Below are 25,801 nucleotides of genomic sequence, written 5' to 3'. Positions count from 1 at the left end.
CCCGCATTAATGCCACCCGGTCGAGTCTCGTTTTGAGTCATCAACCGGGTGGCATTATTCTTTGTTCTTCGGCAGGTCAGTAAACCAGCTCAACGTCGCGGTCTGATACAACGTGCTGTCTAACAACGGCTTTGCCTCAAGCCAGCCATCATTATTTTCTTTCTGCCACGCGTCACCCCAGCTATTAACCACCTTCAGTACATCCAGACAGTGATTGTTTTTATCGCACACGGTTTTAAATCCGCTAATCACAACGGCATGGGCATTATTACAGGATTTACCTTTAATCTTTTTATCCATACAAATCCCCTCCAGGGCGACCGGCCTGCCGCCATTAAGCACCGATTTAATGATGGTCATTGAATCAGCATAATTTCCTGTGGGAGGCGTGTGCTGTGTAGTCTGACCATCCTTTTTGTCTTCAACAGACTCAGGATAAATTGACATTTTTACCTTGCCCATATTTTCAAAAAGCACACTTGCAGACAGGCGATAACATGCCTTCGGCACCACCAGTTTCCCGAGGAAAAGATGATAGGTTGATTCAGTCAGTAGCTGAACCTGTTTGCGCTTATCATCCGGTAACAGGGGGAATATTGCTTTGAGCTGAAGAAAGTCAGCCTGATGTGCCTTCAGGAAAGCCTCAATGCAATCGGGACAATTCAGGTCAACCTTGCGCGCCTTTGGGTTGAGCAATACATATATTTTACGAACGTTCTGCCACATCTCGTATTCCCGCATCGTTGCGGCATCGTCGGTAAAATCTGGCATTACCTTTTCTTTCGCGGCGCAGGATAAGCTTCCTCCCGTACCGGTATCCAGGGCAACCACCTGCATGATCGTCGCCGCATTGCCACCTTCGTCTGCCTGTATTTTATTTTTCTGGCTTGTTACTGCTTTTTGTTCAGCATTATCGTCATCGCTATAATCCATAAACTTCACGAGTGAAAACGGTGAAAATATCTGGTCTGGCTTATATTGCGTGCAATCTTCATGTAGTGCGCGACAATTTTCAGCGGTGAGCATTACTGCCGATACATAGGCATAACAAATGCCAATCGCCCCCTGCCCCGGTATTTTTGGCAAATTCGTTATCTCAACCCTGTCATGCTCAGACACAAATTGTGACGGCGGCGACACGAACATCTTTAATGAAATTTCAGGGACTGCGGCCCCGGCAGAACCCAATGCCAACCACCACACCATACTGATAAATTTCATTTTATTAATTATGTTCATTATTCAGGGTTCTTTACGAGTCGGGACATGTTCAGAACATAGCACATACCTGAGTCATCTGGGGTCATGCGCCAGGCTGAACGTTTCGTGCCTGATGAGCGTCCATAGGAAGCAGGCTTTATTGGCAAATTAGCAGTGAATATTAGCCGGTTCATCGGCCAGTTGGCCCGCCGGGTTTGGTAAAACGAAGGAATCGCTTTTAAATCATTATGCAACCGGATCACACGATAATTTTTCGTGATTTATTGATCTGGTAAAAACTTCCCCCCTGTTTCATTCAAGATATATAGGTTACTCTTTTACTTACAGACTGTGGTGACAGTAGTAAGGAGACCTGTATGGCAAAGTATCAAAACATGCTGGTGGCCATCGATCCTAATCAGGACGATCAACCGGCGTTACGACGTGCTGTGTATTTACATCAACGGATTGGTGGCAAAATCAAAGCGTTTTTGCCGATCTATGACTTCTCATATGAGATGACCACCCTTCTGTCGCCTGACGAGCGTACCGCTATGCGTCAGGGAGTGATCAGCCAACGAACCGCGTGGATCCGCGAACAGGCAAAATATTACCTGGACGCAGGCGTTCCTATCGATATCAAAGTGGTCTGGCATAACCGACCTTTCGAAGCCATCATCCAGGAGATTGTGAGCGGTGATCACGATCTGCTGCTGAAAATGGCGCACCAGCACGACAAACTGGAATCGGTGATCTTCACCCCAACCGACTGGCACTTACTGCGTAAATGCCCATGCCCGGTGTGGATGGTGAAAGACCAGCCCTGGCCAGAAGGCGGTAAAGCCGTTGTCGCGGTGAACCTTGCCAGCGAAGAGGACTACCATAATTCGCTCAATGAAAAACTGGTAAAAGAGACCCTTGAGCTTGCCGACCAGGTCAACCATACCGAAGTTCATCTGGTGGGGGCTTATCCGGTCACGCCAATCAACATCGCCATCGAATTACCTGAATTTGACCCAAGCGTGTACAACGATGCCATTCGTGGACAGCACCTGCTGGCTATGAAAGCGCTGCGTCAGAAATTCGGCATCGATGAGAAAATGACTCACGTTGAAAAAGGCTTGCCGGAAGAGGTCATTCCTGACCTGTCCGAACACCTCCAGGCCGGGATTGTGGTTCTGGGCACGATTGGCCGTACAGGTATTTCCGCCGCCTTCCTGGGTAACACCGCCGAACAGGTGATCGACCACCTGCGCTGCGACCTGCTGGTGATTAAACCGGATCAATATCAGACGCCGGTCGAGCTGGACGACCCGGAAGACGATTAAGCAAAACGCCACCCGGCAATAAAAAAACCGCCGAGTTCGGCGGTTTTTTTTGTTTCAATGCAACTTACAGTGATTTCAGAATCGCATCCACGCTGGCTTTGGCGTCGCCAAACAGCATGTGGGTGTTCTCTTTGAAGAACAGCGGGTTCTGAACGCCAGCGTAACCGGTGTTCATTGAGCGTTTGAAGACAATAACGTTCTGCGCCTTCCACACTTCCAGAACCGGCATCCCGGCAATTGGGCTACCCGGATCATCCTGCGCGGCCGGGTTGACGGTATCGTTGGCACCAATTACCAGTACCGTGTCGGTATCAGTGAAATCATCATTGATTTCATCCATTTCGAGCACGATGTCATAAGGTACTTTCGCTTCCGCCAGCAGCACGTTCATGTGGCCAGGCAGACGACCGGCAACCGGGTGAATACCAAAGCGAACCTTAATACCGCGCGCACGCAGCTTCTCGGTGATTTCCGCGACCGGATACTGGGCCTGTGCCACCGCCATGCCATAGCCTGGGGTGATAATGACCGTGTGCGAGTTTTTCAGCATGTCTGCGGTATCTTCCGCAGAAATTTCACGATGCTCACCCACTTCTTCATCAGCACTGGAAGAAGAACCATCGGTTCCGAAGCCACCGGCAATTACGCTGAAGAAGGAACGGTTCATCGCCTTACACATGATGTAAGACAGAATCGCACCTGAAGAACCAACTAGCGCACCGGTAACGATCAGCAGATCGTTGCTCAGCATAAAGCCTGCCGCCGCTGCTGCCCAACCGGAGTAGGAGTTCAGCATTGACACCACCACTGGCATATCCGCACCGCCGATGGACGCCACCAGATGCCAGCCAAACGCCAGCGCAATAATCGTCATCACCAGCAGCGCCAGCACCTGCATTCCTACGCTTTCGGTACGTACGAAGACAACCAGCAACACAAATGACACAACCAGCGCCGCCAGATTCAGCTTATGGCGGTTAGGCAACATCAGCGGTTTAGAGGAGATCTTACCGCGCAGCTTACCAAACGCCACAATGGAACCGGTGAAGGTCACTGCACCAATGAAGATGCCGAGGAACACTTCGGTCAGATGGATGTTGACCAGAATCGGCTCCATGCCAGGTTCGTGATACAGGTAGCTATTGAAGCCCACCAGCACCGCAGCCAGGCCGACAAAGCTGTGCAGAATCGCCACCAGCTCTGGCATTTCGGTCATTTCAACACGTTTTGCCAGGCGAATACCGATAGCACCACCGATAATCATCGCCACCAGGATCCACGCAACATTGCCGGTGTCCGGCCCGAAGATGGTGGCAATCAGCGCAATCGCCATCCCGGCGATACCAAAGTTATTACCCTGCTGAGACGTTTCGTGTTTAGAAAGCCCCGCCAGACTGAAAATAAACAGGATCGCAGCAACAATGTATGCGGCTGTTACTAATCCTCCAGACATATGCTACCCCTTAGCCTTTACGAAACATTTTCAGCATTCGCTGAGTCACGGTGAAACCACCGAAAATATTAATGCTGGCGATCAGCACCGCAACAAAGCTCAGGAAGCTAACCCAGCCACCGTGACCAATTTGCAGCAACGCCCCGACCACGATGATCCCAGAGATGGCGTTGGTAACCGACATCAACGGAGTATGCAGCGCGTGCGATACGTTCCACACCACGTAGTAACCCACCACGCAGGAGAGCGCAAAGACGGTGAAGTGTCCGAGGAACTCTTTAGGTGCGACATCGGCCAGCCAGCCAAAGAGAATAATCACCAGCGCCATGATTGCGTATTTACGCCACGGCGAAGCCGGTTTTGCCGGTTCTTTTGGCGCAGGAGCCGCTTTCGGTGCAGCCTGAGGCTGTGCCGATACCTGAATTGGCGGCGCAGGCCAGGTGATTTCACCTTCACGGACTACGGTAACGCCACGGACAACTACATCCTCAAAATCAACAGTGATATTGCCGTCTTTCTCTTTGCAGAGCAGCTTCAACAGGTTAACGAGGTTGGTACCGTACAGCTGAGAAGACTGGGTCGGCAGGCGCCCCGGCAGGTCGGTATAACCGATCACTTTCACACCGTTGGCTGTCGTTGTAACCTGGTTTGCCACGGTATATTCGCAGTTACCACCGTTTTGCGATGCCAGATCGACAATCACACTGCCCGACTTCATGGAATCAACCATTTCACGGGTGATCAGCTTCGGTGCCGGTTTACCAGGGATCAGCGCCGTGGTCACGATAATGTCGACATCTTTCGCCTGAGCCGCAAAGAGTTCCATTTCGGCTTTAATGAAGGCTTCTGACATCACCTTCGCATAACCATCACCGCTGCCCGCTTCTTCCTTGAAATCCAGTTCAAGGAATTCGGCGCCCATACTTTGCACCTGCTCTTTCACTTCAGGGCGGGTATCAAATGCACGCACAATGGCACCGAGGCTGTTTGCTGCACCAATGGCAGCCAGACCAGCCACGCCCGCACCAATCACCATCACTTTTGCCGGAGGCACTTTACCTGCCGCCGTAATTTGCCCGGTAAAGAAGCGACCAAACTCGTGAGCCGCCTCAACGATGGCGCGATAGCCCGCGATGTTCGCCATTGAGCTCAATGCATCCAGAGACTGCGCACGCGAAATACGCGGCACGGAATCCATCGCCATCACGGTCACACCGCGCGCCGCCAGCTTTTCCATCAGTTCCGGGTTTTGTGCCGGCCAGATAAAGCTCACAAGCGTAGTGCCCGGATTCAGCAGTGGAATTTCGCTCTCTTCCGGCGCATTCACCTTCAGAATGATCGGCGACTGCCAGATGTCTGCACCTTCTACTATTTCTGCGCCAGCCTGAATAAAGGCGTCGTCATCGAAACTCGCCAGTTTGCCCGCGCCGCTTTCAACCGCGACGGTAAAACCCAGTTTAAGCAGTTGCTCCACCGTTTTCGGTGTAGCCGCTACGCGGGTTTCATTGGCTAACCGTTCTTTTGGTACCCCAATACGCATAGTTTTCCCTTCCATCGGTTTTTGATGATGGTTTGTCGATAAATACCCGTGGTTTGTATCAACTTTAGCCAGTTGTTAGCGCCGACACATGATTAACCCCGGAAAATAAAACAGTAACAAACTTTCTATAACCTACTGAAAATAGCGCCCGTGATCCACCGCCTGAAAACACTATTTCTTACTTTATTTGTGAAAAATAAGTGATCCGCATCGCTGACAGACATATTTACCTTAAATTCACCGCCTGAACCGATAAATAGCGCAAGCGAAGCGGTAAAAAGATGATATAGCGCCATAGGAGATCAACTTATTAACATTAAATTAACTTGTAAAAGTCATATGCTTTATCAGTTTTGCTTGTCAAACGCGTGTTTTTTCAACATATCACTAAATGTTATCGAAAAGGGTCCAGCACATCGCACTGGCTGTGAAAAATGGCGCAGACAGCGACGGGATTTAAATGCAATAATCGGGGCCGTCTCAAATTAACAACAATACCAGTATATGGTTTGCGCAAGGCGAAGGATTATTTTTATGAAGCTTAAGAACACACTCCTGGCGTCCGCACTTCTTTCTGCGACCGCCCTGTCCGCGAATGCCGCGACAGAGTTAACGCCGGAGCAAGCGGCAGCGTTAAAACCTTTTGACCATACGGTCATTGTGGGTCGTTACAATTCCATTGGCGATGCCGTCGCCGCCGCAACAAAAGCTGCCGACAAAAACGGTGCGGCGTCCTTTTATGTTGTTGACCAGTCTGATTACGGTAACAGCGGCAACCAGCGCGTAACCATCGCGCTGTATAAAGACGATGCGCCAAAAGCTGACGCACCGAAAAACCGTGTCATTAACGGCATCGTCGAACTGCCAAAAGATCAGGCAATCGAACTGGAACCGTACGACACCGTTACCGTGCAGGGTTTCTATCGCACCCAGCCTGAAGTAAATGACGCCATCACCAAAGCGGCTAAAGCAAAAGACGCTTACGCGTTCTACATCGTACGTCAGGTTGATGCCAACCAGGGCGGCAACCAGCGTATCACCGCGTTCATCTATAAGCAGGATGCGAAAAAACGCGTTCTGCAAAGCCCGGATGCCATTCCTGCCAACTCCGAAGCGGGCCGCGCTGCTATCGCGAAAGGTGGAGAAGAAGCGAAGAAAGTGGAGATCCCAGGCGTTGCGACTTCCGCAGCACCAAGTGCTGAAGTGGGTCGTTTCTTTGAAACGCAATCCACCAAGGGTGGTCGCTACTCTGTATCGCTGCCAGACGGCACTAAAATTGAAGAGCTGAACAATGCCACTGCTGCGCAGATGGTACCGTTCGACAGCATCAAGTTTAGCGGCAACTACGGCAACATGACGGAAATCTCTTATCAGGTAGCGAAGCGCGCTGCCAGGAAAGGGGCGAAGTACTACCACATCACCCGCCAGTGGCAGGAACGTGGTAATAACATCACCATCAGCGCTGACCTGTACAAGTAAGCAAACAGTTGAACAAGGGCGGCGTAATGCCGCCTTTTTTGTTACTTTTTTTCGAATTTCCGCCCCACGTCATTGCATGACTTCGTGACACTCCGTAAAATCCCGCGCCTTAGTGTGATCCACCATTTTTATGCGCCTGTGCGAAATAATTATTCTGGATTTAGAACTTTCATAACAGGAAGCCAATGGAAAAGAAACTTGGCCTGAGTGCTTTAACTGCACTCGTTTTAAGCTCAATGCTGGGCGCGGGTGTATTCAGTTTGCCGCAAAATATGGCGGCCGTAGCAAGCCCTGCGGCGTTACTCATTGGCTGGGGTATCACCGGCGCCGGAATATTGTTGCTGGCCTTTGCCATGCTGCTGTTAACCCGCATTCGCCCGGACCTCGACGGCGGGATTTTCACCTATGCGCGGGAAGGTTTCGGTGAACTGATTGGCTTCTGTTCAGCGTGGGGCTACTGGCTGTGCGCGGTTATCGCCAACGTCTCTTATCTGGTGATTGTCTTCTCTGCCCTGAGCTTCTTTACCGACACGCCAGAGCTGCGTTTATTCGGTGACGGCAATACCTGGCAATCTATTGTGGGTGCATCGGTACTGCTGTGGTTTGTTCACTGGCTGGTGCTGCGTGGTGTGCAAACCGCAGCAAGCATCAACCTGGTGGCAACACTCGCCAAACTGGTGCCACTCGGCCTGTTTATCGTGCTGGCCTTTATCGCGTTCCGCCTGGATGTCTTTAAACTCGATTTCACCGGTATCGCGCTTGGTGTCCCGGTCTGGGAACAGGTGAAAAACACCATGCTGATCACCCTGTGGGTGTTCATTGGTGTTGAAGGCGCGGTGGTGGTTTCTGCGCGTGCGCGCAATAAGCGCGACGTTGGCCGCGCTACACTGCTCGCGGTTATTTCGGCGTTGGGGGTGTATCTGCTGGTGACATTACTCTCACTCGGCGTTATTGCACGTCCTGAACTGGCCGAAATGCGTAACCCGTCAATGGCCGGGCTTATGGTTAAAATGCTGGGTTCCTGGGGCGATGTAGTGATTGCGGCGGGACTGATCGTTTCCGTGTGCGGTGCCTACCTGAGCTGGACTATCATGGCCGCCGAAGTGCCATTCCTGGCCGCCACGCACAAAGCGTTCCCGCGTCTGTTTGCGCGCCAGAATAACAACAATGCGCCGTCGGCGTCGCTGTGGCTGACCAACATCAGCGTGCAGGTCTGTCTGGTGCTGATCTGGCTCACAGGTTCTGACTATAACACCCTGCTGACCATCGCCTCTGAAATGATTCTGGTACCCTATTTCCTGGTGGGTGCGTATTTGTTAAAAATCGCCACCCGCCCGGCACACTATGCCGTGGGCGTAGGTGCCTGTATTTACGGGCTATGGTTATTGTATGCTTCCGGGCCTATGCACCTGCTACTATCTGTGGTGTTATATGCGCCGGGTCTGCTGGTGTTTATCTACGCCCGCCGCACGCATCAGCTGGATAATGCGCTAAAGCGCCGTGAAATGGCGTTAATTGGATTACTACTGGTTGCTGCCTTACCAGCAACGTGGATGTTAATGGGATAGCATCGTCTTTCCCATTGTTGAACTGAAAGGAGACTACGATGGGAAATACACAGCAACGCCCTATTCTGATTACTGGCGGAGGCCGCCGTATCGGCCTCGCCATCGCCCATCATTTTCTCAACCTTCACCAGCCGGTGATCGTCAGCTATCGCAACGAATACCCTTCCATTGAAGGGCTACGCAAAGCCGGTGCCGTCTGTATTCAGGCCGATTTTTCAACCGACGAAGGCATTCTCGCTTTTGCTGAAAAAGTGAAATCCACCACCAGCGGGCTGCGGGCGCTTATCCATAACGCCAGCGCCTGGCTTGCGGAAAAACCCGGCACGTCGCTCAGCGATACGCTCGCTGGCATGTTGCAAATCCACGTTAACGCCCCTTACCTGCTTAACCACGCGCTGCTGGACCTGCTGCGCGGGCACGGGCACGCTGCGGCCGATATCATCCACTTCACCGATTATGTGGTGGAGCGCGGCAGCGACAAGCATATCGCCTACGCGGCCAGCAAAGCGGCGCTGGACAACATGACGCGCTCCTTTGCTCGCAAACTGGCGCCAGAGGTTAAGGTCAATGCCATTGCCCCGGCGATGATTTTATTTAATGAAAGCGATGACGCGGAGTACCGCCAACAGGCGCTGAATAAGTCGCTGATGAAAATCGCCCCCGGCGAGAAAGAGGTGATCGATCTTATCGATTACCTGCTGACCAGCTGCTACGTGACCGGCAGAACCTTTGCGGTGGATGGCGGCCGTCCGCTGCGTTAGTGGAAACGGCTCCAGAAAAAGATAAGCACCCAGGCGCTGAGGCTCCAGCAGACAACGGCTCCGCCCAGCGCCAGCGGTAAACGCAGAAACCCGGTGAAATACCACAGCGACAGCAGATAAAGAAAATACGGGATTATCGACCACATGCCGAAGACGATAGTGGTTCTCAGGGCTTCAATGCCCCGCTCAGAGGCAACGATATAGTGTGCGATAAGCGCGAATGTCGGGAACAGCGGAATCAGCCCGGCGATGTAATAGTTCTTCGTTTTCGCCAGAATGCCAATCAGTAGTACCACCAGCGCACCCAACGCCGCTTTAATCACCAGCCCCATGCTTTTTCCTATAACAATCAAATAACAATGTGAACCAGAATAACGGAACTGACGTTAATTTTGAAAGATTAATGGAAGGTTAAGGTTGCGCGGTGTATGTTGGCTTTTTTCGCGATAACAGACGCTGTATGAATAAGATTGTTTATGTAGAAGATGAACCCGAAGTTGGGCAATTGATCGCCGCTTATCTGGGTAAACATGATATGGACGTCATCGTCGAACCTCGTGGCGATCGTGCTGAAGAGGTTGTAGTCCGCGAAAACCCCGATCTGGTGTTGCTGGATATTATGCTGCCTGGCAAAGATGGGATGACGGTGTGTCGCGACCTGCGCGCTCAGTGGGATGGCCCGATTGTGCTTCTCACCTCTCTGGACAGCGACATGAACCACATTTTGTCGCTGGAAATGGGGGCTAACGACTATATTCTGAAAACAACGCCTCCGGCGGTGCTCCTCGCGCGTTTACGGCTCCACCTTCGCCAGCGTGCAAGCGTTGAACGTGAAGCGCCGGCGCCATCACTTACGCCGCATAAAGCAATGCGTTTCGGTACGTTATCCATTGACCCGATTAACCGCCAGGTTCTGTTATCCGGTGAGCTGATTGCCCTCTCAACGGCAGATTTTGACCTGCTGTGGGAACTGGCAACCCACGCCGGGCAGATCATGGACCGGGATGCTCTGCTGAAAAACCTGCGCGGGGTCAGTTACGACGGCATGGACCGCAGCGTGGACGTAGCCATTTCGCGCCTGCGCAAGAAACTGCTGGATAACGCCACTGAGCCATACCGTATTAAAACCGTGCGTAACAAGGGCTATCTTTTCGCCCCACACGCCTGGGAAACCTGATAACTTCGTCATCCGGGATCGTAAAAAAACTGTTTGCGCAGCTTTAGTGCCCCCAATATTGCAACCTAATTTTTTAACATGAAAAACAGTAGGTTGTATAAACTTGCAGTTAGACAGCATCAAGCACCTGGAGCCAGTTCAGCGCCTCTTTTAACCTCCCCATCATATATTTCTCCCCTATTTTCACCCCAGGATTTGTTACCGGTTTATTCGGATATCGATCACATTTACACCGCCCCAATATATCCATGTCATCTATAGGTGATATCATCCGTCGCGTTAAACACTGCAAATCTACCGAGGCTTCGATGCTGGAGAATGTAATCATCTGATAATCAGCTTTCCGACCAATTATGGCCGGACTGGTTATCAATGCGCCGAAAATGAATGTGAACACGTCTTCGTGTTCGCACGTTTAGCTCATGATGATTATAAAGGTTTTCCAGTATGAATTTATCCCGTCAGGAACAGCGTACCCTACACGTTCTCGCAAAAGGTGGGCGCATCGTTCACGTCCGCAATTCTTCAGGCCGTATTACTAAAGTCGAATGCTATAGCCGTGAAGGCTTACTGCTTACCGACTGCTCTCTCGCCGTATTTAAAAAACTCAAAACGAAGAAACTCATTAAGTCCGTGAAGGGTCAGCCCTATCGAATTAATGCCACCGGACTGTGCAACGTACGAGCCCAGGTCGACAACCGTTAGGAGTAAACGATGAAAGACTCAATGGATATCCCACGTATCTTTACCATTAGTGAAAGAGAACACCGCATCCATAACCCTTTCACAGCTGAAAAGTACGCAACATTGGGACATGTTTTACGCATGAAATCAGGGACACGAATTCTCGATCTTGGCAGTGGCTCTGGTGAAATGCTTTGCACCTGGGCAAGAGACCATGGTGTTACCGGAACCGGCATAGACATGAGCCCGTTGTTTACCTCTCAGGCGATAACACGCGCCGAAGAACTCGGCGTAGTTGAGCACGTACAATTCATTCATAACGATGCCGCGGGTTTCGTCTCGGAAGAAAAGTGCGATATAGCGGCGTGTGTGGGGGCTACCTGGATCGCCGGCGGGGTGACTGGAACAATAGCCCTGCTACAACAAAGCCTGAAACCAGGGGGGATGATGCTTATTGGCGAACCCTTCTGGCGTAAGGTTCCGAAGACGGAAGCGGATGTACAAGCATGTGGTGTAACATCTATCACTGATTTTCTCACGCTTCCTGGGCTGGTCGCCTCATTTGGGGAACTCGGTTATGACGTGGTAGAAATGGTGCTGGCCGATCAGGAAGGCTGGGACCGGTATGAGGCCGCAAAGTGGATGACGATGCGGAGGTGGCTGGATGAAAATCCGGATGATGATTTTGCTAACGACGTTCGTAATGAGCTAACGTTGTCGCCAACACGTCATGTCACCTGGACGCGGGAGTACTTCGGCTGGGGTGTTTTCGCATTGATGTCACGGTAAAATGAGTCAGCCGGTATAGTTGAGAAACTATACCGGCACTGAATTAGCGCACTGGTGGATATACACATGCCCCCACAGTGCCCCTGAAGGTAAAAACCAGATAGTTAACGTATTGATTTTTCGGTGAGATTTAATGAAAAAACTGTTTGTGCAGTTTTACCTTCTGCTGTTTGTCTGTTTCCTGGTGATGACCATGCTGGTCGGACTGGTCTATAAATTCACCGCCGAGCGTGCAGGCAGGCAGTCGCTTGATGATTTGATGAAAAGCTCGCTCTATCTGATGCGCAGCGAATTACGCGAAATCCCGCCACACGACTGGGCGAAAACCTTAAAAGAGCTGGATCTGAATCTGTCGTTTGATCTGCGTATTGAGCCGATGAAGGATTTTGAATTAGATCCACCTGCCATGCAGCGACTGCGCGACGGAGATATCGTCGCGCTTGACGAAAAATACACCTTTATCCAGCGTATTCCCCGCAGCCACTATGTGCTGGCGGTGGGGCCGGTGCCCTATCTCTATTATCTGCATCAGATGCGGTTGCTGGATATGGCGCTGCTGGCGTTTATCGCCATTTCTCTGGCTTTCCCGGTCTTTATCTGGATGCGTCCCCACTGGCAGGACATGCTGAAACTCGAATCTGCGGCGCAACGCTTTGGTGAAGGGCATCTGACCGAGCGCATCCATTTTGACAGCGGTTCCAGTTTCGATCGTCTGGGCATCGCGTTCAACCAGATGGCTGATAACATCAATGCGTTGATAGTCAGTAAGAAACAGCTGATCGACGGCATCGCCCACGAATTACGTACCCCGCTGGTGCGCCTGCGCTATCGGCTGGAAATGAGCGAGAATCTTACCGAGGCGGAGTCTCAGGCGCTCAACCGCGATATTGGCCAGCTCGAAGCGCTGATTGAAGAGTTGCTGACTTACGCACGCCTTGACCGCCCGCAAAACGAACTGAACCTCAGCACCCCTGACCTGCCCGTCTGGCTGCAAACCCATATTGATGACGTGCAGAGCGTTAACCCGCAACGGGCGCTGCTGACTACGGTTACGCCCGGTGATTACGGCGCTCTGGATATGCGCCTGATGGAGCGCGTTCTCGATAACCTGATGAATAACGCCATGCGTTACAGCGAAAGTACGCTGCGTATCCGTTTAGATTTACAGGGCAGTCAGGCCAGTTTGTCCGTTGAAGACGACGGGCCAGGTATTGCCCCGGATGAGCGAGAAAAAGTCTTCGAGCCGTTTGTGCGCCTTGATCCAAGCCGCGACCGTGCAACAGGCGGCTGTGGGCTGGGGCTGGCCATTGTCTATTCTATCGCGCAGGCAATGGGCGGCACGGTTCACTGTGGCGAGAGCGAACTGGGCGGCGCGCAGTTCTGCTTTAGCTGGCCGGTCTATCACAACATCACCCTTCCCATCCCCGCCTGACATTAACCGCACGCTGGCCTGACCCGGCGTGCTGTGCTATATCATTAAGTATGTTGTAACTAACGAAGGGACATCATGGCAACTTACGACCTCATTGAACGGCTAAACACTTCATTTCGGGAAATGGAGCACGGCTTACTCACCCTGACAGAGCGTTTGCAGACCTGCCGCTTACTGGCGGCGCGTGTGTTTACCCTGCCGGAGGTCGGCAAAGGGGCTGAACACGACCCGCTCGACACCATTGAGGTGAAACAGCAAATCGGCAACGCTGCGCTGGAACTCACCCTGCTGCATTATCGTCGCCTATTTATCCAGCAGCAGTCAGAAAACCGCAGCAGCAAGGCTGCCGTCCGTCTGCCTGGGGTGATTTGCCTGCAAACCGATACCGCCACGCGGGAAGCGCTGGAAACCCAGATTGCGCATATCAATGCCCTGAAAGCGGCGTTTGAGAAGATAGTCACCGAAGAGTCGGGGTTAGCCCCTGCTGCCCGTTTTGAATGGGTGCACCGCCAGCTACCGGGGCTGATTACCCTGAATGCCTACCGAGCCCTGACAGTCCTGCGCCACCCCGCCACGCTGCGGTTTGGCTGGGCGAACAAGCACATCATCAAAAACTTCACCCGCAATGAGATCCTCGCCCAGCTTGAAAAAAGCCTGAAAGCCCCGCGCACGGTGGCCCCGTGGTCACGGGAACAGTGGATTGAACGTCTGGAGCAGGAATATCACAGCATTGCGTCTTTACCGGCGGATACGCGACTTAAGATAAAGCGCCCGGTGAAAGTGCAGCCTATCGCTCGCGTCTGGTATTCGGGGCAACAAAAACAGGTGCAATACGCCTGCCCGACGCCGCTGATTGCACTCTATGATGCCGACCAGGGCGCGGTGGTGCCGGATATTGGTGAACTGCTGAATTACGATGCCGAAAATGTTCAGCACCGTTATAAGCCTCAGGCGCAGCCGCTACAGCTGATCATTCCACGGCTGCACCTGTATGTGGCAGAGTGATTATTTCAGGCTGCCGACCATGTCCTGCGGGCGCACCCAGGTGTCGAACTCGGCTTCTGTCAGATAGCCGAGCGCCAGCGCCGAGGCCTTGAGCGTCAGCCCTTCTTTATGGGCTTTTTTAGCAATTTCAGCCGCTTTGTCGTAACCGATATGCGTATTGAGCGCGGTGACCAGCATCAACGACTCATTCAGCAACTGGCTGATACGGTCGTGATTTGGCGCGATCCCCACTGCACAGTGCTCGTTGAAACTTTCCATACCATCTGCCAGCAGGCGAACCGATTGCAGTACGTTATGAATGACCATCGGGCGGAAGACGTTCAGCTCAAAGTTACCGGACGCGCCCCCCATATTCACGGCCACATCGTTACCCAGCACCTGGCAGCAGAGCATGGTCATGGCTTCGCACTGGGTCGGGTTCACTTTTCCTGGCATGATTGAACTGCCCGGCTCATTCTCCGGGATACTGATTTCGCCAATACCGCAGCGCGGGCCAGAGGCCAGCCAGCGCACGTCGTTGGCAATTTTCATTAACGAGGCCGCCAGCCCTTTCAGCGCGCCGTGGGTATGTACCAGCGCATCGCAGGTGGCGAGCGCCTCAAACTTGTTTGGCGCAGTGACAAACGGCTGTCCGGTGATATCCGCCAGCTCTTTGGCCACGCGCACCGCATACTCAGGATGCGTATTCAAACCGGTGCCAACCGCCGTGCCACCCAGCGCCAGCTCCGCCAGGTGCGGCAGGCTGTTATCAATGTGCTTAAGATTATGTTCCAGCATCGCGACCCAGCCGGAGATCTCCTGGCCGAGCGTCAGCGGCGTGGCATCCTGAAGATGTGTACGGCCAATTTTGACGATCGTACTGAACGCCTGCGATTTTTCGTTGAGGGTCTTTTTCAGCACATTCAGCTGCGGGATAAGTTGCTCGCGTATGGCGATTACTGCCGCCACGTGCATTGCCGTCGGGAAGACATCGTTAGAACTTTGGCTCTTGTTCACGTCATCGTTCGGGTGAACCTTACGCTCCATGCCGCGCACGCCGCCCAGCAGTTCGCTTGCGCGGTTTGCCAGCACTTCGTTCATGTTCATGTTGCTTTGCGTGCCGGAGCCGGTCTGCCAGATGGCAAGAGGGAATTCATCGGGGTGTTTGCCTGCCAGCACCTCATCAGCTGCGTTGATGATGGCCGAGGCTTTTTCTGCCGCCAGCAACCCTAAGTCCTGATTCACTTTGGCTGCGGCGCGTTTGGTCAGTGCCAGCGCCTGAATCAGCGAAACGGGCATTTTCTCTGTTGAGATGCGGAAATGCTCCAGCGAACGCTGCGTTTGTGCGCCCCATAGCTTGTCGGCCGGGACGTCAATCGCGCCCATAGAATCTGTTTCGCGACGATGCGTTGTCATTACTTTCTCCTTGATAACAAAGATGGGATTGCTCACATGCTTAAGAGATAAGTATTGATGGCTTCTGAATTACTGTATGGCGCTTTGTGCGCTCTTTGTTTGTGTCGGGTGGCGCTAACGCCACCCGGCATTTTCTTCAGACTACTTCACACAGGCCGAACACTGGGAAGACTGGATCTGTTTGAAGAAGTCATTGCCTTTGTCATCCACCAGAATGAACGCCGGGAAATCTTCCACTTCAATTTTCCAGATAGCTTCCATACCCAGTTCCGGGTACTCCACGCACTCCAGGCTCTTGATGCTGCCCTGCGCCAGTACCGCCGCCGGGCCACCGATGCTGCCCAGGTAGAAACCGCCGTGTTTGTGGCAGGCATCCGTCACCTGCTGGCTGCGGTTACCTTTCGCCAGCATAATCATGCTGCCGCCGTTGGCCTGTAACTGGTCAACGTAGGAATCCATGCGGCCTGCGGTGGTTGGGCCTAACGAGCCGGAAGCATAACCTTCAGGTGTTTTGGCCGGGCCTGCGTAGTAAATCGGGTGATCTTTAATGTACTGCGGCAGACCTTCGCCATTGTCCAGACGCTCTTTCAGTTTCGCATGGGCGATGTCGCGTCCAACAATAATGGTGCCGTTCAGCGACAGACGGGTCGAAACCGGATACTGCGAAAGCTGCGCCAGGATCTCACTCATCGGGCGGTTCAGGTCAACGTGTACCGCTTCACCCTCGCCCGCTTTACGCAGTTCTTCCGGGATATATTTGCCCGGATTGTTTTCCAGTTTTTCGATCCAGATACCGTCGCGGTTGATCTTCGCTTTAATGTTGCGATCCGCAGAACAGGAAACCCCCATCCCTACCGGACAGGATGCACCGTGACGCGGCAGGCGGATCACGCGGATATCGTGGGCGAAGTATTTACCGCCAAACTGTGCGCCCAGCCCCAGGTTTTGCGCTTCCTGCAACAGTTCCTGCTCAAGCTGCACATCGCGGAACGCCTGGCCGTGTTCGTTACCTTCCGTCGGCAGGCCATCGTAGTATTTGGTTGAGGCGAGCTTAACGGTTTTCAGCGTGCTTTCGGCAGACGTCCCGCCAATCACAAACGCAATGTGATACGGCGGACATGCCGCAGTACCCAGGGTACGCATCTTCTCAACCAGGTAATTTTTCAGCTTGCCCGGCGAGAGCAGCGCTTTCGTTTCCTGATAGAGGTAGGTTTTGTTAGCAGAACCGCCACCTTTGGCGATGCACAGGAATTTGTACTCATCACCGTCCACGCTGTAGAGATCGATCTGCGCAGGCAGGTTAGTGCCGGTGTTGACCTCTTTGTACATATCCAGCGCCGCGTTTTGCGAATAACGCAGGTTGTCTTCGATATAGGTGTTATACACGCCGTGCGCCAGCGCCGCTTCGTCACCACCGCCGGTCCAGACACGCTGGCCTTTTTTACCGGTGATAATGGCCGTGCCGGTGTCCTGGCAGGTCGGCAGAATACCTTTGGCGGCGATATCGGAGTTACGCAGGAATTGCAGTGCCACGTACTTGTCGTTTTCGCTGGCCTGCGGGTCGCTCAGGATATCGGCAACCTGCTGCTGATGCGCCGGACGGAGCATAAAGGAGGCATCATGAAACGCGTGTTGCGCCAGTAAGGTCAGCGCCTGCGGATCCACTTTAAGGATCTCCTGCCCTTCGAATTCAGAGACAGAAACATGATCGCGGGTTAACAGGTAATATTCGGTCTGATCCTTACTGAGGGGAAAAGGATCTTGATAATGAAAGGGTTTGTTCGACATTGTTCTCTCACTTACTGCTTCGGTCTGATTATTTGGGCAGGCGTTCCGCTGCCCGCTTAAAAGCGAGTTAGCCTATCCTACACAATTTTTTAACAAAAACTGAGACTAGTACGACTTTTTACATCCGAAGGTTACTTCCACACGGTTTATTGCTTTAATACCCGGAGTTAATTCCACCTTTGAATCAGGGCTTGATAATGCAAAAACTCATCAACTCAGTGCAAAACTACGCCTGGGGAAGTAAAACTGCGTTAACGGATCTCTACGGTATCGCGAACCCCGACAACCTGCCGATGGCAGAGCTGTGGATGGGCGCCCACCCGAAGAGCAGCTCAAAAATTGAAAACGCCAGTGGTCAGACACGTTCCCTGCGTGACGTGATCGACGCCGATAAAGCGGCGCTGCTGGGCAGTAAGGTTGCCAGCCGTTTTGGCGAACTGCCATTCCTGTTTAAAGTGCTGTGTGCCGACCAGCCGCTTTCTATTCAGGTTCATCCGAATAAAAAAGCCTCTGAAATTGGCTTTGCGAAAGAGAACGCCGCGGGTATTCCACTGGATGCCGCAGAGCGTAACTACAAAGATCCTAACCACAAGCCTGAGCTGGTCTTTGCATTGACCCCATTCCTGGCAATGAACGCATTCCGCGAGTTCTCAGAGATTATTTCTCTGCTGCAACCCGTCGCGGGGGCGAATAAAGCCATCGCCCACTTCCTGCAAAATCCGGACGCAGCAGGGTTGAGCCAGCTGTTTGCCAGCCTGCTTAACATGCAGGGAGAAGAAAAAGCGCACGCGATCGCAGTGCTGAAAGCCGCGCTGAATAGCCAGCAGGGCGAGCCGTGGGACACCATTCGCGTGATCGCAGAGTTTTACCCGGATGACAGCGGCCTGTTCTCCCCGCTGCTGCTGAACGTAGTGAAGCTGAATCCAGGCGAAGCGATGTTCTTGTTTGCTGAAACCCCGCACGCCTACCTGCAAGGTGTGGCGCTGGAAGTGATGGCAAACTCCGATAACGTGCTGCGCGCGGGTCTGACGCCGAAGTACATCGATATTCCGGAACTGGTTGCTAACGTGAAGTTTGTCGCCAAGCCCGCTTCAGCGCTGCTGACGCAGCCGGTGAAACAAGGTGCGGAGCTGGACTTCCCGATCCCGGTGGACGATTTTGCCTTCTCTCTGCATGACCTGAGCGACGCTGAAACCGCCATCGCCCAGGAGAGCGCCGCGATTCTGTTCTGTGTGGAAGGTGAAGCCGTTCTGCATAAAGACGCACAGCGCCTGGTGCTGAAGCCGGGTGAATCCGCCTTTATCGCCGCCAGTGAGTCGCCGATTAGCGTAAGCGGCACTGGCCGACTGGCGCGTGTTTTCAATAAGCTATAAGCACTTACTGAATTTTTTAACAACTCTTGCTAAGCTAGTTGAAGACTTTATATCACCGGGCGGTTTTTACCGCCTGGTTTCATTTTAGGGATAGTCGCAATGAAAAAATCGGTCGTAGCGGTTGGGGTTATTGTTGCATTAGGCGTGGTCTGGACAGGTGCATCCTGGTTTACAGGAAAACAGCTGGAAGGCCGTCTGGCTGAGATGGTGACGCAGGCCAATGGCGAAATCAAACGTAGCGCGCCAGAAGCTGGCGTGGAGCTGAGTTATCAAAACTATCAGCGCGGCGTGTTTACCAGCCACATGCAGCTGGTCGTCAAGCCGGTGGCAGGAAATGAAACCGCCTGGCTGAAGCCTGGTCAAAGCGTGGTACTGGACGAAGTCGTGAGCCACGGCCCTTTCCCGCTGGCACAGCTGGCCTCTTTTAATCTGATCCCATCGATGGCGTCGGTAAAAACCGTTCTGGTGAATAACGACATCACGAAGCCGCTATTCGATATTGCGAAAAATACTTCGCCATTTGAGATAGATACCCGCATTGGCTATGCCGGAGATACCCGTTCCAGTATCGCGCTGAAAGCGCTGGACTACGAAAACGGTAACGAGAAAGTGGCTTTCAGCGGCGGCAATTTCCAGCTCGACGCCGATCGTGACGGCAACGTCTTCACCCTGACCGGTGAAGCACAAAGTGGCCTGGTGAATGCCGTTAACGAGTACGACCAGAAGGTTCAGCTCACATTCAATAACCTGAAAGCCGACGGCAACAGCCGCATGACCAGCTTTGACGAGCGTATTGGCGACCAAAAGATCAGCCTGGAAAAGCTCGCCATCGCGGTTGAAGGTAAAGAGATGGGCGTGCTGGAAGGAATGGATCTGACCGGCAAATCAGATGTATCCAAAGACGGTAAAAGCATCAATACCCAACTGGATTACAACCTGAAAAGCCTGAAGGTACAAAATCAGGATCTGGGCACCGGTAAACTGTCGCTGAAAATTGGCAATATTGATGGGGCCGCGTGGCACCAGTTCAGCCAGAAATACAGCAAAGAGAGCCAGGCGCTGTTGACGGATGCCGCACTGAAGCAAACCCCTGAAGTTTATCAGCAGCAGGCGATGGCGGTGCTGTTCAACAATCTGCCGATTCTGCTGAAAGGCGATCCGGTTATTACCGTTGCACCGCTGAGCTGGAAAAACAGCAAAGGTGAAACAAGCTTTAACCTCTCGCTGTTCCTGAAAGATCCTTCTACCGCCACAGGTGAGCCACAGACGCTGGCCCAGGAAGTGGACCGCACCGTGAAATCGCTCGACAGCAAGCTGACTATTCCGATGGATATGGCCACCGAGCTGATGACTCAGGTCGCGAAGCTCGAAGGTTATGGTGATGAAGATGCCGGTAAGCTGGCGAACCAGCAGGTGAAAGGCCTGGCGGCGATGGGGCAGATGTTCCGCATCACCAAACTGGAAGACAACACCATTTCAACCAGCCTGCAATATGCAAACGGCCAGGTGACGCTCAACGGCGACAAAATGCCACTGGAAGATTTTGTCGGTATGTTCGGAATGCCTGCGATGGGAATGCCGGACCCGGCTGAACCTGCCGACCCGACAGCACCAGCAGCACCGGCTGTGCCTCAACAATAAATATCAAAACCCCTCGCAGAGGGGTTTTTTATTGCCGGGCAATGTGCTGAGAGTTACTTCACCGGTACCAGCCGTGCCGTCACAATCTGATGCCCGGCCTGTACCTCGGTGTTCTCGATTCGCTGCATGATCCGGTCAGCCAGCGTGTGTCCCATCTCGCGTGCGGGTGTGGTTGCCCAGACAATGGGTAGATCGTCCAGCGCATTTTCGCTGACATCAGCAAAAGCACCTAACGCTACCTGCTGACCAAAGAACGTTTCAACGCCTCCTTCACCGCTCTGACGCCCCGCGCGCATAAGGCCAAACCATGCCCCCATCGCGATGGTGTCGTTGTAGCAAATTACGGCGCTAATTGTTGGGTTACTGCGCAGTAACGAACCTATCGCCTCGGCGGCTTTCTTCTGGCTGGATTCGCACTCCACCACCCACTCACTGTGGAACGGCAGCCCGTATTTAATCAGCGTGGCGCAATACCCCCCCACCCGTTCAGCCCGCGTCAGGGAGGAACTTTTCCCGCCCAGCCAGGCGATACGCTGATGGCCACGACGGATAAGATGTTCGGTCAGCATTTGTGCGGCCTGCATGTTGTCAGGACGCAGCGTATCCGCTTCGTCCAGGTAACTGGCGCGCGATGCAAACACCAACGGCACGCCTTTTGCGGCGGCGAGCTCGCACAGTTCACTGCCGACACCGGACGCCCCGGCGATAATCACGCCATCAACGCCCTGCGTCAGCAACATATCCAGACGCTGTAGAAGCTGATCGGCCTCGCGCCCGCCGTGCAGCAAAAACACCATCCGTCCCTGCGCTTCCAGCGCTTCGGTCAGCCCGGCGGTCAGTTCTGCGTAAAACGGTGAGGTCAGATCGCGCACAATCAACCCAATCACACCGCTTTGCCCGCCGCGCAACGCCGATGCCTGGCGATTACGCACAAAACCCAGCTGCTCAACAGCCTCGTTAACTCGCTGACCCGTGGCGGAAGAGATGCGCCCTTTTCCGCTAAGAACCAGCGAAACGGTACTGACAGACACGCCAGCCGCCAGGGCGACATCGTTGATGGTGATTTTTTTCGCTACAGCCATGTGTTGGCGTGACTCCCTGATAATGATATCGGTAAAACGTTTTATCAATACGTTATCTTTATACTCCCTGCGAAAGCCTGAGAATGTGATTTAGCGCGCACTAAAGTTTGATAAAACGTTTTATCTTCTCGCAGCATTGAAGCAGGCAAACCTATTTTAACAATAAAGGAGTCGTTTTATGACGACGAAAGCAGCACAAAAAATATCGCTGTGGGAGTTTTTCCAGCAACTGGGTAAAACCTTTATGTTGCCCGTGGCACTCCTCTCCTTCTGCGGGATCATGCTGGGGATCGGCAGCTCGCTGAGCAGTAACGATGTTATTACGCTGATCCCGTTCCTCGGCGCCCCTGTGTTGCAGGCGATCTTCATCTGGATGAGTAAGGTCGGCTCCTTTGCATTTAGTTTCCTGCCCGTTATGTTCTGTATCGCTATCCCGCTCGGGCTGGCGCGCGAAAACAAAGGCGTTGCCGCTTTCGCCGGGTTTGTCGGCTACGCGGTGATGAACCTTGCCGTTAACTTCTGGCTGACGGCGAAAGGCATCCTGCCAACAACCGATGCCGCCGTACTGAAAGCGAACAACATTCAGAGCGTCATTGGCATTCAGTCTATTGACACCGGTATTTTGGGTGCAGTGATCGCGGGCGTTATTATCTGGATGCTGCACGAACGCTTCCACAATATCCGCCTGCCGGATGCGCTGGCGTTCTTCGGTGGCACACGTTTTGTCCCGATCGTCACCCTGGTGGTCATGGGCCTGTTTGGTCTGATCATTCCTCTCATTTGGCCAGTCTTTGCGCTGGGCATTAACGGAATCGGGCGCATTATTAACGGTGCCGGTGATTTTGGCCCGATGATCTTTGGTACGGGCGAACGTCTGCTGCTGCCATTTGGTCTGCAACATATCCTCGTGGCGCTGATCCGCTTTACCGAAGCGGGAGGTACCATGGACGTGTGTGGTCACGATGTCAGTGGTGCGCTGACCATCTTCCAGGCACAGCTGAGCTGCCCGACCACTCACGGCTTCTCTGAGAGCGCAACCCGCTTCCTGTCGCAGGGTAAAATGCCTGCGTTCCTCGGCGGCCTGCCAGGTGCTGCGCTGGCGATGTACCACTGTGCACGCCCTGAAAATCGCCATAAAATTAAAGGCCTGCTGATTTCTGGCGTAATTGCCTGCGTTGTAGGCGGCACAACCGAGCCTATCGAATTCCTGTTCCTGTTTGTTGCCCCGGTGCTGTACCTCATTCACGCGGTGTTGACCGGTCTGGGCTTTACCGTCATGGCGGTGCTGGGCGTGACTATCGGTAACACCGACGGCAACGTGATTGACTTTGTGGTGTTCGGCATCCTGCACGGCCTGTCGACCAAATGGTATCTGGTGCCGGTTGTGGCGGCTATCTGGTTCGCGGTGTACTACGGGATCTTCCGCTTTGCTATCACCCGCTTTAACCTGAAAACCCCGGGTCGCGATACTGATACCGCTAGCGGCGTTGAACAAGCCGTTGCCGGGACAGTGGGTAAATCCGGCTATAACACCCCTGCAATTCTGGCGGCGCTTGGTGGGACGGATAACATAACCTCACTGGATAATTGCATTACGCGCCTGCGTTTGTCGGTTAACGATATGTCGAAGGTCGACACCAATGCCCTGAAGGCAAATCGCGCCATCGGTGTGGTGCAGTTGAATCAGCATAATTTGCAGGTTGTCATCGGCCCGCAGGTACAGTCAGTCAAAGATGAGCTGGCTACCCTGATGCGAACAGTAGAAGCCTGATGCCTCGCCCCCTCTTCGTGAGGGGGTTTTACTTTAAGGACCAATGTGATGTTTGATTTTTCTACCGTTGTAGACAGACACGGCACCTGGTGCACCCAGTGGGATTATGTTGCCGATCGTTTCGGCGCCGCCGACCTGCTGCCGTTTACCATTTCGGATATGGATTTTGCCACCGCCCCCTGTATTACCGAGGCATTACATCAACGCATCAGCCACGGTGTATTCGGCTACAGCCGCTGGAAAAACGATGAGTTTCTTGCCGCCGTGGCACACTGGTTCCAGCATCGCTTTAACAGCCGCATTGATACAGCGTCTATTGTTTATGGCCCATCGGTCATTTATATGGTGTCGGAGCTGATTCGTATCTGGTCAGACGCAGGTGACGGCGTTGTGGTACATACCCCAGCCTATGACGCCTTTTACAATGCCATCAACGGCAATCAGCGCACTGTTGTGCCCGTGGCGATGGAAAAAAATGCTGCTGGCTGGCTGGGCAATATGGCGGCACTGGAAGCCGCGCTCGCCAGGCCGGAAAACAAAATCCTGCTGCTGTGCAGCCCGCAGAACCCAACGGGTAAAGTATGGACACGGGAAGAGCTGCACCGGATGGCGGAACTTTGCGCGCGATATAACGTAGCGGTCATCAGCGATGAAATCCATATGGATATGGTGTGGGGTGAGCACCACCATACCCCGTGGAATGAAGTTGCGCGCGGAAAATGGGCCCTGCTGACCTCGGGCTCCAAGAGCTTTAACATTCCGGCACTTACCGGAGCATACGGTTTGATTGGCGATGATGAAAGCCGCAATGCCTACCTGAGTGCGCTGAAAGGCCGCGATGGGCTCTCTTCCCCTTCCGTGCTGGCGCTGACGGCGCACATTGCAGCTTATGAGCAAGGTGCCCCCTGGCTGGATGCGTTACGCCGTTATCTGGAAGAGAATCTGCACTACGTTGCGCGTGAATTGAACAGCGCTTTTCCGAATCTGAACTGGCAGCCCCCTCAGGCGACGTATCTTGCCTGGATAGACTTAAGCCCTCTGGACATTGATGACAAAGCGCTACAAAAAGTCCTGATTGAGCAGCAAAAAGTCGCCATTATGCCGGGATATACCTACGGTGAAGAGGGTAACGGTTTTGTCCGCATTAACGCGGGCTGCCCGCGCAGCAAGCTTGAGCAAGGGGTTCAGCGGCTTATTGCCGGGATTAGCGCACTCCTCTAATTGACTTGCGCAACGGAATATTACCTTGCGCAAATAGCTTTTTACCCCGTTTTGTTTTTATAATATGGCGCACTTTAACCAGAAAAGAGTGCGACCATGATTGATACAAGCCTTCCTTTAACTGATATTCATCGTCACCTTGACGGTAACATTCGTGCCCAAACCATTCTCGATCTTGGCCGCCAGTTCAATTTAACTCTTCCTGCTCAAACACTTGAAACCTTGATCCCACACGTTCAGGTCACGTCGAATGAACCGGATCTGGTCAGCTTCCTGAGCAAGCTCGACTGGGGCGTGAAGATGCTGGCCTCCCTCGATGTCTGCCGCCGTGTTGCTTTCGAGAATATTGAAGATGCCGCGCGTAACGGCCTGCACTACGTCGAACTGCGTTTTTCACCAGGCTACATGGCGATGACCCACAACCTGCCAGTGGCTGGTGTGGTTGAAGCGGTGATTGCAGGTGTGCGTGATGGCTGCAAGGCCTTCGATGTACAGGCCCGCCTGATTGGTATTATGAGCCGCACGTTCGGTGAAGCGGCCTGCTTGCAGGAGCTGGAAGCGCTGCTCGCGCACCGGGATCAGATAACGGCCATTGACCTGGCGGGCGATGAACTTGGCTTCCCTGGCAGCCTGTTCCTTTCCCACTTCAACCGCGCACGTGATGCCGGCTGGCATATCACCGTTCATGCTGGCGAAGCAGCAGGCCCGGAAAGCATCTGGCAGGCTATCCGTGAGCTGGGCGCTGAGCGTATTGGTCACGGTGTAAAAGCTGTTGAAGATCGCGCCCTGATGGATTTCCTTGCAGAACAGCGCATCGGGATCGAATCCTGCCTGACGTCCAACATCCAGACCAGTACCGTGCCAACACTTGCGCAGCATCCGCTGAAAACCTTCCTGGAGCATGGCGTACTGGCATCGCTGAACACTGATGATCCGGCGGTACAGGGTGTCGATATTATTCACGAGTATACCGTTGCGGCACCGCAGGCAGGTCTGAGCCGCGAACAGATCCGCCAGGCACAGATTAACGGGCTGGAAATTGCCTTCTTAACGCCTGCGGAGAAACAGGCGCTTAAAGATAAAGTGGCCCGCGGTTAAGCCATTTGCCGGGTGG

General features: G+C 53.3%; 20 protein-coding genes and 1 pseudogene. 14 read left to right on the top strand and 7 right to left on the bottom strand.

The features are described 5' to 3' along the window. Positions 1 to 54 precede the first annotated feature (54 nt). Entirely contained in the window at positions 55 to 1,239 is a 1,185-nt protein-coding gene (locus tag ACT9TW_RS15385; RefSeq protein ID WP_446492913.1) for a hypothetical protein, read from the bottom strand. A gap of 338 nt (positions 1,240 to 1,577) precedes the next feature. Here ACT9TW_RS15385 and uspE point away from each other — a divergent pair, with 338 nt between their 5' ends. Beyond that, entirely contained in the window at positions 1,578 to 2,528 is a 951-nt protein-coding gene (gene uspE / locus ACT9TW_RS15380) for a universal stress protein UspE (RefSeq protein ID WP_182060810.1), read from the top strand. A gap of 64 nt (positions 2,529 to 2,592) precedes the next feature. Here the strand turns inward: uspE and pntB are convergent, their stop codons facing one another. Then, entirely contained in the window at positions 2,593 to 3,981 is a 1,389-nt protein-coding gene (gene pntB / locus ACT9TW_RS15375; RefSeq protein WP_182060809.1) for a Re/Si-specific NAD(P)(+) transhydrogenase subunit beta, read from the bottom strand. Between the two features lie 10 nt (positions 3,982 to 3,991). Then, entirely contained in the window at positions 3,992 to 5,521 is a 1,530-nt protein-coding gene (gene pntA, locus ACT9TW_RS15370; RefSeq protein ID WP_182060808.1) for a Re/Si-specific NAD(P)(+) transhydrogenase subunit alpha, read from the bottom strand. Between the two features lie 534 nt (positions 5,522 to 6,055). Between pntA and ydgH the strand changes: the two genes are divergently transcribed. From ydgH to folM, 3 genes are all read left to right on the top strand, one after another. Next, on the top strand, positions 6,056 to 7,000 hold the full coding sequence (gene ydgH / locus ACT9TW_RS15365; RefSeq protein WP_446492912.1) for a DUF1471 family protein YdgH: 945 nt from the start codon (positions 6,056 to 6,058) through the stop codon (positions 6,998 to 7,000). A gap of 185 nt (positions 7,001 to 7,185) precedes the next feature. After that, complete coding sequence (locus ACT9TW_RS15360; protein WP_446492911.1) at positions 7,186 to 8,568, top strand: amino acid permease; 1,383 nt, start codon at positions 7,186 to 7,188, stop codon at positions 8,566 to 8,568. 38 nt (positions 8,569 to 8,606) lie between these two features. Further along, entirely contained in the window at positions 8,607 to 9,329 is a 723-nt protein-coding gene (gene folM, locus ACT9TW_RS15355) for a dihydromonapterin reductase (RefSeq protein WP_182060805.1), read from the top strand. Here folM and ACT9TW_RS15350 read toward each other — a convergent pair. Next, a complete protein-coding gene (locus tag ACT9TW_RS15350; RefSeq protein ID WP_182060804.1) occupies positions 9,326 to 9,661 on the bottom strand; it encodes a GlpM family protein in 336 nt (111 codons plus the stop codon). The two genes, folM and ACT9TW_RS15350, sit on opposite strands and share 4 nt — an antisense overlap. Positions 9,662 to 9,789: 128 nt before the next feature. Here ACT9TW_RS15350 and rstA point away from each other — a divergent pair, with 128 nt between their 5' ends. From rstA to tus, 5 genes and pseudogenes are all read left to right on the top strand, one after another. Then, a complete protein-coding gene (gene rstA / locus ACT9TW_RS15345) occupies positions 9,790 to 10,506 on the top strand; it encodes a two-component system response regulator RstA (RefSeq protein ID WP_182060803.1) in 717 nt (238 codons plus the stop codon). Between the two features lie 447 nt (positions 10,507 to 10,953). Further along, positions 10,954 to 11,211 carry a YjhX family toxin gene (locus ACT9TW_RS15340; protein ID WP_446492910.1) on the top strand — a complete coding sequence of 86 codons (258 nt, stop codon included), beginning with the start codon at positions 10,954 to 10,956 and terminating at the stop codon, positions 11,209 to 11,211. Positions 11,212 to 11,232: 21 nt separating this feature from the next. Then, positions 11,233 to 11,979, top strand: a pseudogene (locus tag ACT9TW_RS15335) (SAM-dependent methyltransferase); the annotation flags it as partial. Positions 11,980 to 12,112: 133 nt separating this feature from the next. Next, a complete protein-coding gene (gene rstB, locus ACT9TW_RS15330; protein ID WP_446492909.1) occupies positions 12,113 to 13,411 on the top strand; it encodes a two-component system sensor histidine kinase RstB in 1,299 nt (432 codons plus the stop codon). Between the two features lie 75 nt (positions 13,412 to 13,486). Beyond that, the gene (gene tus / locus ACT9TW_RS15325) at positions 13,487 to 14,416 is read left to right on the top strand and encodes a DNA replication terminus site-binding protein (protein ID WP_446492908.1); all 930 of its coding nucleotides are present in this window, start codon (positions 13,487 to 13,489) and stop codon (positions 14,414 to 14,416) included. Here the strand turns inward: tus and fumC are convergent, their stop codons facing one another. Then, the gene (gene fumC, locus ACT9TW_RS15320) at positions 14,417 to 15,811 is read right to left on the bottom strand and encodes a class II fumarate hydratase (protein ID WP_446492907.1); all 1,395 of its coding nucleotides are present in this window, start codon (positions 15,809 to 15,811) and stop codon (positions 14,417 to 14,419) included. Between the two features lie 141 nt (positions 15,812 to 15,952). Then, positions 15,953 to 17,599: a class I fumarate hydratase FumA gene (gene fumA, locus ACT9TW_RS15315; protein WP_182060799.1), complete on the bottom strand. Its 1,647-nt coding sequence runs from the start codon at positions 17,597 to 17,599 to the stop codon at positions 15,953 to 15,955. Positions 17,600 to 17,796: 197 nt separating this feature from the next. On the opposite strand from fumA, the gene manA reads away from it, so the two are divergent. After that, complete coding sequence (manA, locus tag ACT9TW_RS15310) at positions 17,797 to 18,972, top strand: mannose-6-phosphate isomerase (RefSeq protein ID WP_446492906.1); 1,176 nt, start codon at positions 17,797 to 17,799, stop codon at positions 18,970 to 18,972. Between the two features lie 99 nt (positions 18,973 to 19,071). After that, positions 19,072 to 20,613 carry a YdgA family protein gene (locus tag ACT9TW_RS15305; protein WP_446492905.1) on the top strand — a complete coding sequence of 514 codons (1,542 nt, stop codon included), beginning with the start codon at positions 19,072 to 19,074 and terminating at the stop codon, positions 20,611 to 20,613. A 53-nt stretch (positions 20,614 to 20,666) separates the two neighbouring features. Here the strand turns inward: ACT9TW_RS15305 and ACT9TW_RS15300 are convergent, their stop codons facing one another. After that, positions 20,667 to 21,695, bottom strand: a complete 1,029-nt coding sequence (locus ACT9TW_RS15300; RefSeq protein ID WP_446492904.1) for a Mal regulon transcriptional regulator MalI — start codon at positions 21,693 to 21,695, stop codon at positions 20,667 to 20,669. 178 nt (positions 21,696 to 21,873) lie between these two features. On the opposite strand from ACT9TW_RS15300, the gene malX reads away from it, so the two are divergent. The 3 genes from malX (at position 21,874) to add (ending at position 25,785) form a co-directional block, all read left to right on the top strand. Then, positions 21,874 to 23,466 carry a maltose/glucose-specific PTS transporter subunit IIBC gene (malX, locus tag ACT9TW_RS15295; RefSeq protein ID WP_182060795.1) on the top strand — a complete coding sequence of 531 codons (1,593 nt, stop codon included), beginning with the start codon at positions 21,874 to 21,876 and terminating at the stop codon, positions 23,464 to 23,466. Positions 23,467 to 23,514: 48 nt separating this feature from the next. Then, positions 23,515 to 24,687 (top strand): MalY/PatB family protein, encoded by a 1,173-nt coding sequence (locus ACT9TW_RS15290; RefSeq protein ID WP_446492903.1) that lies wholly within the window; start codon positions 23,515 to 23,517, stop codon positions 24,685 to 24,687. A gap of 96 nt (positions 24,688 to 24,783) precedes the next feature. Further along, complete coding sequence (gene add / locus ACT9TW_RS15285; protein WP_446492902.1) at positions 24,784 to 25,785, top strand: adenosine deaminase; 1,002 nt, start codon at positions 24,784 to 24,786, stop codon at positions 25,783 to 25,785. Positions 25,786 to 25,801: the final 16 nt, after the last annotated feature.

The sequence above is a fragment of the Enterobacter sp. C4G1 genome (genome assembly GCF_052886895.1).
The sequence above is the reverse complement of the archived record's forward strand: the minus strand, read 5'-3'. Positions and strand labels throughout refer to the sequence as shown.

Excerpts from the sequence above, each read along its gene's own strand:
- folM (WP_182060805.1), top strand. The coding sequence starts at position 8,607 with ATGGGAAATACACAGCAACGCCCTATTCTGATTACTGGCGGAGGCCGC.
- ACT9TW_RS15360 (WP_446492911.1), top strand. The coding sequence starts at position 7,186 with ATGGAAAAGAAACTTGGCCTGAGTGCTTTAACTGCACTCGTTTTAAGC.
- uspE (WP_182060810.1), top strand. The coding sequence starts at position 1,578 with ATGGCAAAGTATCAAAACATGCTGGTGGCCATCGATCCTAATCAGGAC.
- ACT9TW_RS15290 (WP_446492903.1), top strand. The coding sequence starts at position 23,515 with ATGTTTGATTTTTCTACCGTTGTAGACAGACACGGCACCTGGTGCACC.
- fumC (WP_446492907.1), bottom strand. The coding sequence starts at position 15,811 with ATGACAACGCATCGTCGCGAAACAGATTCTATGGGCGCGATTGACGTC.
- rstA (WP_182060803.1), top strand. The coding sequence starts at position 9,790 with ATGAATAAGATTGTTTATGTAGAAGATGAACCCGAAGTTGGGCAATTG.
- malX (WP_182060795.1), top strand. The coding sequence starts at position 21,874 with ATGACGACGAAAGCAGCACAAAAAATATCGCTGTGGGAGTTTTTCCAG.
- tus (WP_446492908.1), top strand. The coding sequence starts at position 13,487 with ATGGCAACTTACGACCTCATTGAACGGCTAAACACTTCATTTCGGGAA.
- ACT9TW_RS15350 (WP_182060804.1), bottom strand. The coding sequence starts at position 9,661 with ATGGGGCTGGTGATTAAAGCGGCGTTGGGTGCGCTGGTGGTACTACTG.
- rstB (WP_446492909.1), top strand. The coding sequence starts at position 12,113 with ATGAAAAAACTGTTTGTGCAGTTTTACCTTCTGCTGTTTGTCTGTTTC.
- pntA (WP_182060808.1), bottom strand. The coding sequence starts at position 5,521 with ATGCGTATTGGGGTACCAAAAGAACGGTTAGCCAATGAAACCCGCGTA.
- fumA (WP_182060799.1), bottom strand. The coding sequence starts at position 17,599 with ATGTCGAACAAACCCTTTCATTATCAAGATCCTTTTCCCCTCAGTAAG.
- pntB (WP_182060809.1), bottom strand. The coding sequence starts at position 3,981 with ATGTCTGGAGGATTAGTAACAGCCGCATACATTGTTGCTGCGATCCTG.
- ACT9TW_RS15385 (WP_446492913.1), bottom strand. The coding sequence starts at position 1,239 with ATGAACATAATTAATAAAATGAAATTTATCAGTATGGTGTGGTGGTTG.
- ACT9TW_RS15340 (WP_446492910.1), top strand. The coding sequence starts at position 10,954 with ATGAATTTATCCCGTCAGGAACAGCGTACCCTACACGTTCTCGCAAAA.
- ACT9TW_RS15305 (WP_446492905.1), top strand. The coding sequence starts at position 19,072 with ATGAAAAAATCGGTCGTAGCGGTTGGGGTTATTGTTGCATTAGGCGTG.
- ACT9TW_RS15300 (WP_446492904.1), bottom strand. The coding sequence starts at position 21,695 with ATGGCTGTAGCGAAAAAAATCACCATCAACGATGTCGCCCTGGCGGCT.
- add (WP_446492902.1), top strand. The coding sequence starts at position 24,784 with ATGATTGATACAAGCCTTCCTTTAACTGATATTCATCGTCACCTTGAC.
- ydgH (WP_446492912.1), top strand. The coding sequence starts at position 6,056 with ATGAAGCTTAAGAACACACTCCTGGCGTCCGCACTTCTTTCTGCGACC.
- manA (WP_446492906.1), top strand. The coding sequence starts at position 17,797 with ATGCAAAAACTCATCAACTCAGTGCAAAACTACGCCTGGGGAAGTAAA.